This is a genomic window from Halomonas sp. ML-15 (assembly GCF_014779595.1).
In the GTDB taxonomy this organism is placed as follows: Bacteria; Pseudomonadota; Gammaproteobacteria; order Pseudomonadales; family Halomonadaceae; genus Franzmannia.
Window position 1 is genome coordinate 41,434 of the sequence record NZ_JACXZT010000015.1, and the last position, 11,473, is coordinate 52,906.

8 protein-coding genes are annotated in these 11,473 nt (G+C 67.7%); all 8 read left to right on the top strand.

Translation table 11 applies throughout. The features are described from left to right. Positions 1–113 precede the first annotated feature (113 nt). The 8 genes from topA to IEI94_RS09280 all read left to right on the top strand — a co-directional run bounded on the left by topA (position 114) and on the right by IEI94_RS09280 (position 11,433). On the top strand, positions 114–2,750 hold the full coding sequence (topA, locus tag IEI94_RS09245) for a type I DNA topoisomerase (RefSeq protein ID WP_191167022.1): 2,637 nt from the start codon (positions 114–116) through the stop codon (positions 2,748–2,750). Continuing rightward, positions 2,747–3,208 carry a DUF6586 family protein gene (locus IEI94_RS09250; RefSeq protein ID WP_191167023.1) on the top strand — a complete coding sequence of 154 codons (462 nt, stop codon included), beginning with the start codon at positions 2,747–2,749 and terminating at the stop codon, positions 3,206–3,208. Before topA ends, IEI94_RS09250 begins: the two co-directional genes overlap by 4 nt. Positions 3,209–3,319: 111 nt before the next feature. Continuing rightward, entirely contained in the window at positions 3,320–3,556 is a 237-nt protein-coding gene (locus IEI94_RS09255; protein WP_191167024.1) for a hypothetical protein, read from the top strand. 177 nt (positions 3,557–3,733) lie between these two features. Continuing rightward, on the top strand, positions 3,734–5,929 hold the full coding sequence (locus IEI94_RS09260; RefSeq protein WP_191167025.1) for a TolC family protein: 2,196 nt from the start codon (positions 3,734–3,736) through the stop codon (positions 5,927–5,929). Between the two features lie 28 nt (positions 5,930–5,957). Continuing rightward, positions 5,958–7,082: an efflux RND transporter periplasmic adaptor subunit gene (locus IEI94_RS09265; RefSeq protein ID WP_191167026.1), complete on the top strand. Its 1,125-nt coding sequence runs from the start codon at positions 5,958–5,960 to the stop codon at positions 7,080–7,082. Beyond that, complete coding sequence (locus IEI94_RS09270) at positions 7,079–10,231, top strand: efflux RND transporter permease subunit (protein WP_191167027.1); 3,153 nt, start codon at positions 7,079–7,081, stop codon at positions 10,229–10,231. Before IEI94_RS09265 ends, IEI94_RS09270 begins: the two co-directional genes overlap by 4 nt. A gap of 28 nt (positions 10,232–10,259) precedes the next feature. Continuing rightward, the gene (locus IEI94_RS09275) at positions 10,260–10,733 is read left to right on the top strand and encodes an NYN domain-containing protein (RefSeq protein ID WP_191167028.1); all 474 of its coding nucleotides are present in this window, start codon (positions 10,260–10,262) and stop codon (positions 10,731–10,733) included. Between the two features lie 244 nt (positions 10,734–10,977). Beyond that, positions 10,978–11,433 (top strand): hypothetical protein, encoded by a 456-nt coding sequence (locus IEI94_RS09280; RefSeq protein ID WP_191167029.1) that lies wholly within the window; start codon positions 10,978–10,980, stop codon positions 11,431–11,433. Positions 11,434–11,473 lie beyond the last annotated feature (40 nt).

An 11,473-nucleotide genomic window follows, 5' to 3' on the forward strand; every position in this document is an offset into this window, starting at 1 on the left:
CGTCCTCGGGCGCTGAGTTAGGGTAGGCGCATTTTTCCATCACCGCCGCGTACGGGTGGTGAACGACTCGCAGGTCCAGGGCGCAGGCCCGGACAACAGGAATGTGGAGCACTATGGGCAAGTCACTGGTCATCGTCGAGTCGCCGGCCAAGGCCAAGACGATCAATAAATACCTCGGCAACGATTTCATCGTGAAGTCGAGCGTAGGTCATATACGTGACCTGCCGACCAGCGGCTCGGGAAAGACGGCCTCTGATCCCAAGGAGCGCGCCCGCCAGGCCGCGGCGACGCGCAAGATGTCGCCGGAAGAGAAGGCGGTGTATAAGAAGCAGAAATCGTGGGATCAGCTGATTCGGCGCATGGGCATCGACCCCGAGCACGGCTGGGAAGCGCACTACGAAGTACTGCCCGGCAAGGAGAAGGTGGTCGCCGAGCTGCAGAAACACGCCGAGAAGGCCGATGCGGTCTATCTGGCGACGGATTTGGACCGTGAAGGGGAGGCCATTGCCTGGCACCTTCAGGAGACCATTGGTGGCGACACCTCGCGCTACAAGCGGGTGGTGTTCAACGAGATCACCAAGAACGCCATCCAGGAAGCCTTCAAGGCGCCGGGCAGCCTCAATATCGAGCGCGTCGAAGCCCAGCAGGCGCGGCGCTTCCTCGATCGGGTGGTGGGCTTCATGCTCTCGCCGCTGCTGTGGTCCAAGGTGGCCCGAGGGCTCTCCGCCGGCCGCGTGCAGTCGGTGGCGGTGCGCCTGATCGTCGAGCGCGAGCGCGAGATCCGTGCCTTCGTGCCCGAGGAGTTCTGGGACGTCCACGCCGACCTGGCGGTGGCCAACGACGCCAAGGCCGAGCCGATCCGCTTCGAACTGGTGCGTCAGGACGGCAAGGCGTTCCGTCCCACCTCCGAAGCCGAGACCATGGAGCGCATCGCGGCACTGCGCAAGGCCTCGCTGGCGATCACCGCGCGGGAGGACAAGCCGACCCGCTCCAAGCCCAATGCACCCTTCATTACCTCGACCTTGCAGCAGGCCGCCAGTGGCCGGCTCGGTTTCTCGGTGAAGAAGACCATGACCCTGGCCCAGCGTCTCTATGAAGCGGGCTACATCACCTATATGCGCACCGACTCCACCAATCTCTCCAAGGATGCGGTGGACAGCGTGCGCGAGCATATCGAACAGGCCTACGGCAAGCGCTACCTGCCCGAGGCGCCCAACCGCTACTCCAGCAAGGAGGGCGCCCAGGAGGCCCACGAGGCGATTCGTCCCTCCGACGTGGCGCTCAAGGCCACCGATCTGTCCGGCATGGAGCGCGACTCCGAGCGACTCTATGAGCTGATCTGGCGCCAGTTCGTGGCCTGCCAGATGACCCCGGCGGAGTATCTCTCCAGCACCCTGACCGTGGAGGTCGACGGCTACGAGCTGCGCGCCAAGGGCCGGGTGCTCAAGTTCGATGGTTATACCCGGGTCATGAAGCCGTCCGGCAAGAACGAGGACCAGTCGCTACCCGACCTTGCCGAGGGCACCGCGATGACCCTCGAGCAGCTCGATCCGCAGCAGCACTTCACCAAGCCGCCGGCGCGCTTCACCGAGGCGAGCCTGGTCAAGGAGCTGGAGAAGCGCGGCATCGGCCGGCCCTCGACCTACGCCTCGATCATCTCGACCATCCAGGACCGCGGCTACGTCAAGCTGGAGAGCCGCCGCTTCTACGCCGAGAAGCTCGGCGATATCGTCACCGAGCGCCTCAAGGAGTCGTTCCCCGACCTGATGGACTTCTCGTTCACGGCGCGCATGGAGGACAGCCTCGATGAGGTCGCCGAGGGCGAGCGCAACTGGCGGGCGCTGCTCGACGCCTTCTACGCCGAGTTCAAGAAGGAGCTGGAGGCCGCCGAGAGCGACGATGGGATGCGCCCCAACCAGCCGGTACCGACCGGTGTCGACTGCCCGACCTGCGGTCGCAAGATGCAGATTCGCACTGCTTCCACCGGGGTGTTCCTGGGCTGCTCGGGCTACAACCTGCCGCCCAAGGAGCGCTGCAAGACCACCATCGATCTGATTCCCGGCGACGAGGCGGTGGCCGCCGATGCCGGCGAAGAGGCCGAGACCGAGGCGCTGCGTGCCAAGCACCGCTGCCCCAAGTGCGGCACCGCCATGGACAGCTACCTGATCGACGAGACCCGCAAGCTGCACATCTGCGGCAACAGCCCCGACTGCGACGGCCACGAAGTGGAGCAGGGGCGCTTCAAGATCAAGGGCTACGAAGGCCCGGTGATCGAGTGCGACAAGTGCGGCAGCGAGATGCAGCTCAAGAGCGGACGCTTCGGCAAATACTTCGGCTGCACCAACAGCGAGTGCAAGAACACCCGCAAACTGCTCAAGAGCGGTGAGGTGGCGCCGCCCAAGATCGATCCGATTCCGATGCCCGAACTGGCCTGTCAGAAGGTCGACGACTACTATGTGCTGCGCGACGGCGCCAGCGGTCTGTTCCTGGCCGCCAGCCAGTTCCCCAAGAACCGTGAAACGCGCCCGCCGCTGGTCAAGGAGCTCAAGGCCCACGCCGAGGAGTTGCCGGAGAAGTACCACTTCCTGCTCAAGGCGCCCAGCGAAGACCCGGACGGCCGCCCGGCGCAGATTCGTTTCTCGCGCAAGACCAAGAGCCAGTACGTGATGACCGATGAGGAGGGCAAAGCCACCGGCTGGAAGGCGCTGTTCGAGAGCGGCAAGTGGCAGGTGGAGGACAAGCGTAAATGACCCCCCGCGGGCGCACCAACCAGCTGCTCTACCAGGCCGAGCTGCTGCTCGCCCAGGCGCCGGGTGACGACGAGCATGCCGCCGCTCGGCGCATGGCGCTGGAGGAGGGCGCCCTGGCGCTGCTGGAGTTGGGACTCAACGCCGCGCTGCGGGAACTCACCGAGCACGCCATGCTGCCGCGCCACGACTGGCGTGAGCTGCTGGCCGAGGAGCGTCCGCCGCTGGCGGCGCTCGAGCAGCTCAGCGAGCTGGCGCGCCGCGAAGGCAGTTGGCTTGATGTGCTGCTGACGCGCATCGAGGCCCTGCATGACGTCGAGGGCGCAGCGCGGCGCCAGCCGTCGCGCAGCGGCTTGATCATCAGTGCCGCCGAGCAGTCCCTGGGCGATGAGTTGGGTGAAGCACTCGCCGGGCTCAAGGCGACCCTGGCCACCCTGCGCGAAACCAGCGAGGAGTGGTGACGCAGCGCCGCTTGAAGTGGTAGTCTGAAGGTCTTGACGACGACCATGGTCCTTGCCCTGGTCGTTTTTTGTTGTCACCGCTAGTGTCCCCACGCTGGGAGAGAGGTCGCCGTGTCTGATACCGCTATCCTGGAAATCGTCGAACTCAGCGACGGCGAGATCGTGTTGCGACCCGCCGAAGGTGAGGGCGAGCCGCTGCTGCGTATCCGCTTCTCCGAGGAGGCCGCCGAGCTGCTGCGCCAGAGCCGCTTCGAGGTCGCCCAGGAGATGATCGACCACGCCATTACCCGCAGCAAGCTGTGGCAGGAAGAGAGCGACGATCAGGATTTTCCCGCCACCCTCCACTGAGGGTTAACCGCTATCCGATCGGGCCCGCCATCCTATTTGGCGGGCTTTTTGCTGGCTGGCTGGAAAAATTCAATCACTCGTTTAAACTCGAGCCATCCAACCCCCGAGCCGCTGAGAGCGTAACCGAGTCCGCTAACGACGTGGCGTAATTTTGATTGCTGCACGGTGAGTGACACCATGAACGCAGGGATGCTCAAGTACTTGACGGTTTTGACCGCCTGCCTGCCAGCACTGGCCTGGGCGGCCAGCGTCAGCGTGTCTCCGGCGGACCTGCCGCGGGGCAGTGCCTCGCTGCCGCTGCTGGCGGGGGAGCTGGAGCGGCTGAGTGCCGGCCGCGAGCCGCTGCGGCTGGTCAGCGACGCCGCCGCGCCGACCTTCAGCGATGCCGACAATCTCGACCAGGGCCTGCGCGGCGAGCGCGATCCCTTTGCTCACCTGCCCGAGGATGTGAGCGGTCGTCAGCCGCCGCGGCATGTCGCCATCGTCGGTCCCGCCGAGCAGGCTCAGCGGGCTGCCGCGCTGCTTGCCGAACGCGCCGAGGCGCGCGGTATCAGGCTCTCTACCCACGCCGCCGATCAGCGCGCCATCGATGCTATATCCGCTGCCGACGTGGCGCTGATTCTGGCGCTGCCTGAACAAGACGCGGACGTTCAGCGCGACTGGTTCGCTGCGCTCAATGCCGCCGGCGTGCCCAGCGTGGCGCTCTCCGATCCCATCCAGGTCGAGCACGGCGCGCTGCTGTCGCTGCCCGGAGCGGTGGATGAAGCCGCCTGGCTAAGGCGCCTGGCGTTACGCCTCGACGACCGCGCCGCGGGACGTGCGCCGGAAGCGCTGGACGCCTGGCCCACCCAGGGGCGCGAGTGGCTCAATCTGGCCACGGCCAGGAGACTGGGCTGGTCGCCGGACTTCGCGCTGCTGACCCGCGCCCGGCTGCTCGAGGCCTCCCGTGGCGATGATATCGCCGAGGCGCAACAGGAGGGCGCGCTGAGCCTCGAGCAGGCGGTGGCCGTTGCGCTCTCCGGCAACCTGCGCCTCGAGATCGCCCGCCATGAGGTCGAGACCGAGGCTCTCGACCGCGACGAGGCAGGCTCGCGCTGGCGGCCCAATCTCTACCTGGAGGCGACCGGTCGCGAGATCGACGAGCAGCGCGCCGCGCTGGGCTTGGGCCAGCAGCCCCAGCGCCGTGCCACGGCCGGGGTGACCCTCGAGCAGCTGCTATTCTCCGAGCCGGCGCTGGCAGCCATGGCGGTGACGGCGAGCCTCGACCGCGCGCGCCGCGCCGAACTCGAGGTCGAGAGCCTCGACCTGGCGCTGGATACCGCCCGCGAGTTCCTCGATGCGCTGCGCCTCGAGGCCCAGGTAGAGGTGCTGCGCGAGGACCTGGAGCTCACCGAAGCCAATCTGCGGCAGGCCGAACGACGCGAGGCGGCCGGCGCCGTCGGTCGTGAGGAGCGGCTGCGCTTCGAGAGCGAGCGCGCCCAGGCGCGTGAGCGCCTCGATCAGGCCGAGGCGCAGCGTGAACAGCTCACCCTGGCCCTCAATCGGCGCCTGGGGCGCGCCGCCACGGCGCCGCTGAGCCCGCTGGCGCCGGATACCGACCGCCCCGAGTGGCTGGCCGCCGACCCGCGTTTTGCGGCGGCGGTGCGCAGTCCCGCGCAGCTGGCCGCCTGGCAGGAGGCGCTGCTTGATAACGCCCTGCGCGACTCCCGCGAGCTGCGCGCCCTGGCCGCGGGACGCGAGGCCGCCCAGCGTGAGCTGGTGTCGCGGCGGCGCGCCTTCTGGGCCCCTGAGGTAGGGCTGCAGGTCAGCTATGAGCGCGAGCTTTACCGCGACGGCAGCGGCGACAGTGCGCCATGGGAGTCCGATGACGCGCAGCTGCAGGCCGGGGTGGCGGTCCTCGAAGACGCCGGCGTGAGCTTTCCTGAGACCGGCTCGGACGAGTGGAGCGTGGCGATTTCGGCGCGCCTGCCGCTGTATGCTGGCGGCCGCCGCAGTCTCGATCGCGAGCGCAGCGCGCGCCAGCTGGAGAGCGTGACGCTGCGCGAGGAGGAGGCCCGCCAGGGCCTCGAGACCCAACTGCGCGCGGCCAGTATCGCGCTGGCCGCCGCCTGGCGGCGTATTGGCCTTCGCGAGACCTCCCGCGACAACGCGGTGGCGGCCCGCGCGCTGGTCGAATCGGCCTGGCGCGAGGGGGCCGCCGAGCAGGTCGCGCTGCTCGATGCCCAGGCCAGCGCGCGCCAGGCGCAGTTGGCCGAGGTCGAGGCGCGCTGGCAGTACCTGCAGTCGCTGGTGCATCTGCAGCGTGCGCTGGGGATCCTGCCAGGGCCGCTGTCGCCCACTGACCGTGAGCGTCTGCTGGCGGCTTCATCGTGATTCGTTCTGTGACTCGGATACCCTGCCTATGACCCCCCGTACTCTGCTCCCTGCGATGCTGTTGCTGGCCTTGACGCTGGCGGGATGCGGTAGCGAGCCCCCCGCCGACGAGGTGCTGCGGCCGGTGCGGACGCAACTGGTCGAGCCGGGCGCCCCGGACGCCGAACGGCGCCTGCCGGGGCGGCTCGAGGCGGGTGCCAACCGCCGCCTGAGTTTTCGCCTCGATGGCCAGCTCGAGACCTTCGAGGTCGGCGTCGGTGAGCAGGTCGAGGCGGGCCAGCCGCTGGCGCGCCTCGATGCCACCGATATCGAACTGCAGCGCGACCAGGCCGAGGCCAGCCTGGCCGGGGCCAGGGCCGCCGCGATCAACGCCGAAGCCGAGTGGCAGCGTGCCCGGCGCCTCTACGAGGCCGGCAGCGCGCCGGCGCGCCAGCTCGATGGTGCCCGCGCCCAGGTCGAGTCGGCCCGCGCCCAGCAGCGCAGCGCCGAGCGTCAGCTGGCGCTGGCTGAGCGGCAACTGGGCTTTGCCGAGTTGAACGCGCCCGGCGAGTGCCGAGTGGCTCAGCGGCTGGTCGAGAGCGGGGAGAACGTCGGCGCCGGCCAGCCGGTGCTGGTGCTCGCTTGCGGCGAGGGCATGGAGGTGCGTGCGGCGCTCTCCGAGGATCTGCTCGAGCGGGTCGAGGAGGGCGATCGCGTCGAGGTGGAGCTGCCGCTGCTCGGCCTTACGCTGCCGGGGCGGGTGACCGAGATCGGCCTGCCGCTGCAGCCGCCTCAAGCGACCTGGCCGCTGCGGGTGAGCCTGGATATCGACTCCCAGGATGCCGGCGCAGCCACCCTGACCCCGGGTATGGCCGCCGAGATTCGCCTGCCGCGTGGCGCCAACGGCAGTGACGCGCTGTGGGTGCCGATGGCCGCGGTGGGCGAAGATGACGCCGGCCACTACGTCTATGTCGCCCATCAGGAGAGCAGCGCTGAGGCGGATGCCAATGGGAGACCCCTGGCCCGTATCGAGCGGCGCACGGTGAGCCTGGGGCGTCGGCAGGGCGAGTCGCTGGAAGTGGTCGAAGGGCTCGAAGGCGGCGAACGCCTGGTGGTCGCCGGCATGAGCCGCATCAGCGATGGTCAGCAGGTTCGCCTGGAGGCGCGGCGATGAGTATTACCGATGCCGCGCTGCGCTATAACCGCGTTACCGCGGTGGCGCTGCTGGTGATCTTTATCGGCGCGGTGATCAGCTACCTGGGTATTTCCCGCGCCGAGGATCCCGCGGTCACGGTACGCGTGGCACAGATCGTCACGCCGATGCCGGGGGCGACACCCGAGCGCATCGAACAGCTGGTCACCGACCCGCTGGAAACCGCGATCATGGAGATGCCGGAACTCGACCATGTCGAGAGCACCTCGCGGGCGGGGGTGTCGATCATTCGCGTCGAGCTGCGCCCCGATGTCGACGACGTGCAGGCCGGCTGGGACAAGCTGCGGCGCAAGATCGGCGATATGCAGGGTGAGTTGCCCGATGAAGCCCATACGCCGCAGATCAACGACGAGTTCGGCGACGTGTTCGGCATCATGCTGTCGCTGACCGGCGAGGGCTTCGCGGCGTCGGAACTCAAGGAGGTCGCCGACAAGGTCCGCGACCGGCTGCAGCAGCTGCCCGACGTGGCCAAGGTGAGCATTCACGGCCACGCCGAGGAGCGGGTCTTCCTCGACTACAACGAGGCGCGGCTGGCCGAGCTGGGCGTGTCGCCTCAGGGCCTGGGCCAGCTGCTGGCGGCGCGCAATATCGTGCTGCCCGGCGGGGCGATTCGCTCGGGCAGCGAGCGACTGGTGCTCGAGCCCACCGGTAACTTCGAGACCCTCGAGGATATTCGCCGTGCGCTGGTGCCGCTGCCCGAGGGTGAGCTGGTGCCCCTCGGTTCGCTGGTGGAGGTCAGCCACGGCTACGCCGATCCGCCCATGACCCGCTACCACGCCAGCGGCGTGCAGGGGCTGGCGCTGGGCGTGGCGATGCGTCAGGGCGGCAATATCACCGAGCTCGGCGATCAGGTACGTCAGCGCCTCGCCGAGATCGAGGCCGAACTGCCCCTCGGTCTGGACATCGAGGAGTTGGCCTTCCAGCCGGACCGTGTCGACGATCGCATCAACGAGTTTCTGATCAATCTGCTGCAGGCGGTGGCGCTGGTCTGCGTGGTGATGCTGCTGTTCCTGGGGCTGCGCACCGGGCTGATCGTGGCCAGTCTGGTGCCGGCGGCGATCCTCTCTTGCATGGCCTTTATGGGGCTGTTCGACATCGGCCTCGACCAGGTGTCGCTGGGGGCGCTGATCATCGCCCTGGGGATGCTGGTCGACAACGCCATCGTCATGGTCGAGTCGATCCAGGTCTCGACCCGCGAGGGCAAGAGCGTGCGCGAGGCGGCGCTGGAGTCGGCGGCGCAGCTGCGTTTTCCGCTGCTGACCGCCTCGCTGACCACCTCGGCGGCCTTTCTGCCCCAGTTCCTGGCGGTCTCCGACGTCGGCGAGTACACCCGCTCGCTGTTTCAGGTGGTGACCATCACCCTGCTGTCGTCGTGGCTGCTGTCGCTGACCATGATCCCGCTACTGTGCGTGGCGCTGCTCAAGCCCAAACGCAACAAGGCCGATGCCAAGCAGCAGGAGACCAGTGAGGAGCCGCCTCAGGGGCGGCTGGCGCGAGCCGTCTATCCGCGCTACCGGCGCGGGCTGCTGGCGCTGCTGCGCCATCCCGTGCTGACCCTGGCTGTCGTGCTGGGGCTATTCGCCATGACCCTGCTGGGCTATGGCTACCTGCCCAAGATCTTCTTTCCCCAGGCCGAGCGCACCCTGATCACCGTGGAGCTGCGGCTGCCCTATTCGGCCCCCATTGAGCGCACCCGTGAAGCGGTCGAGGCGGTCGAGGCCTACCTCGCCGACGAACTGTCGGCCGAGCGCGACGATCGGGGCGAGTGGAGCCGCGACGGTATCACCCACTGGGGCAGCTTTATCGGCTTTGGCGGCGAGCGCTATATCATCAATCACGCCCCGGAGCCGCCGAGCCCCGAGTACGCCTTTATGCTGCTGCAGGCCAACCGCTGGGAGGCCGTCGATCCGCTGATCGGTGAGCTGGGCGACTGGCTCAACGAGGAATTTCCCGACCTGCGCGCCAGCGTCAAGGCCACCAGCTTCGGGCCGCCGGTCACCGTGCCCCTGGCGATTCGCCTGTCGGGCAACGACCGCGAACGGCTCAGCGACATTGCCGAGCAGGTGCGCCGCTATACCAGCGAGCAGCCGGGCACGCGCAACGTGCGCGACGACTGGGGCGACTGGGTCAAGCGGCTGCGCATCGACGTCGATCCGGCGCGGGCGCTGCGCGCCGGGGTCACCGAGCGCGACGTGGCGCTGAGCCTGCAGTCGGCGCTGTCGGGGATCGAGGTCTCGACCTTCCGTGATGGCGACAACCTGGTGCCGATCATGCTGCGCCATGAGCGCGGCGAGCTGCGCAATGCCGATGAACTCGACGATGTGATCGTGATGCCTCAGGAGGGTGGCCAGGGCGTGCCGCTGGCTCAGGTCGCCAGCGTCGAGATGGTCTGGGGTCCGCCGCGCATCCTGCGCCGCGACCGCTACCAGACCATCTCGGTGGAGTCGGAACTGGCGCCGGGTATCACCGCCGAATCGATGGCCGCCGAATTGCGCCCCTGGCTCGATGCTCAGCAGGCCAACTGGCCGAGTGACGTCTTCTACGAGTTCGGCGGCGAAGTAGAGTCGTCGCAGATCGCCACCGCCTCGATCGGTGAGAAGCTGCCGATCGGCGCCATGGTGATTCTGGTGCTGCTGGTGATGCAGTTCAATTCGATCCGCCGGCCTCTGATCATCCTGACCACCATTCCGCTGTCGCTGATCGGGGTGGTCTTCGGTCTGATGATCACCGGCTCGCACTTCGGCATCATGACCTTTCTCGGCGTGGTGTCCCTGGCGGGGATCGTGATCAACAACGCCATCGTGCTGATCGACCGGATCGATCTGGAGCGAAGCAAGGGGTTGGCACCCCAGGAAGCGATCCTCGAGGCGGGCAGCCGACGCCTGCGGCCGGTGGTGATGTCGACCCTGACCACCAGCGGCGGGCTGCTGCCGCTGTGGCTGGGCGGCGGCCTGCTGTGGGCGCCGATGGCCATCGCCATCATTTTCGGGCTGCTGGCGGCGTCGATCATCACGCTGTGCGTGGTGCCGGTGCTCTATGCGCTGCTGATGCGGGTGCCCATCGACCGCGCCTCGACAAGCGACGCCGAGGGCGCCACTGTGTCACGCTGAAGGTCATTTCCCGATGAGGCAGCCGCGCGTGGAACGAGTCGCGATCCTGGTCGACGTACAGAACGTCTACTACACCACCCGTCAGGCGTTCGAGCGCCACTTCGACTATCACGCCTTCTGGGCGCGCTTTGCCGCTGGCCGCGAGGTGGCCGTCGCCAACGCCTACGCCGTGGAACGCGGCGACCCGCGCCAGCAGCAGTTCCAGGCGATCCTGCGCAGGATCGGCTTCGAGGTGAAGCTCAAGCCCTATATCCAGCGTAGCGACGGCTCGGCCAAGGGTGACTGGGACGTCGGCATTGCCCTGGACGCCATGGACGCCGCGGCCGCGGTCGATCGGCTGGTGCTGGTCTCCGGCGACGGCGACTTCGACCTGCTGGTGACGCGGATTCGCGAGCGCCATGGGATACCCGTCGAGGTGGTCGGCGTCGAACGTCTGACCGCCGCCTCGCTGATGCGCGCCGCGAGTCACTTTGTGCCGATCGAAGGCGACTTGTTGCGCTAGCAGCACCGCTCGGAACTAACCCGTCGGCAGGCCTGCGAGGAGGCGCTGTAAACCCATCCCTGGGCGCTCTCGATGCCATCCATGGCATCGAAAGCTCCTCTTCGGCCTGCCCCCGGCGTTCCTCGCTAGCGGCCTAGCATAGCTGGGAGGGCAAGATCGCCCAAATTGACTAGGCTGTAGGTGAGTCGCCACGTTGGACGCCAATCATGGCGTCCATTCACGCGAGCCACCGGAGGTGATAGCGATGTCGGATCAACTGCTTTCCCCCAAGATGCTTGGCTACTGGACGCTGGATGAGCTCAGCGAGGTACCCGATGAGTCGGGCATCTACTGCGTGTTCCGTGCGGCGCAGGATCCCGAGAGCGGGGAGATGGAGGTCCAGGAACTGCTGCATGTCGGCGAGCACCGCAATGCGCGCCACGGCCTGACCTTCCATGAAGACCATGCGACCTGGCGTGACTTCCTCCAGCAGGGCGAGGAGCTTTGGGTCAGCGTCGGCCTGTCGGGGCATATCAACCGCGAGCGGCTGGCTGCGGCGATGATCAATGCCCACAAGCCGCGCTTCAATCTGCACAGCGAGTATATCGACGACTTCCCCTTCGATCAGACCACCGTGCATCTCTACGGCAAGAAGGACAAACTGCAGTCGATCTTCACCGTCGACCGCCACGACCCGCCCCAGCAGCAAGCCGCTGTGTAGGCTTGTACGGCACTGTTCCCGGCCTAGTTCGTCGCAGTTG

Coding starts and splice junctions, on each gene's coding strand:
- IEI94_RS09260 (WP_191167025.1), top strand. CDS start 3,734: ATGAACGCAGGGATGCTCAAGTACTTGACGGTTTTGACCGCCTGCCTG.
- topA (WP_191167022.1), top strand. CDS start 114: ATGGGCAAGTCACTGGTCATCGTCGAGTCGCCGGCCAAGGCCAAGACG.
- IEI94_RS09270 (WP_191167027.1), top strand. CDS start 7,079: ATGAGTATTACCGATGCCGCGCTGCGCTATAACCGCGTTACCGCGGTG.
- IEI94_RS09265 (WP_191167026.1), top strand. CDS start 5,958: ATGACCCCCCGTACTCTGCTCCCTGCGATGCTGTTGCTGGCCTTGACG.
- IEI94_RS09280 (WP_191167029.1), top strand. CDS start 10,978: ATGTCGGATCAACTGCTTTCCCCCAAGATGCTTGGCTACTGGACGCTG.
- IEI94_RS09250 (WP_191167023.1), top strand. CDS start 2,747: ATGACCCCCCGCGGGCGCACCAACCAGCTGCTCTACCAGGCCGAGCTG.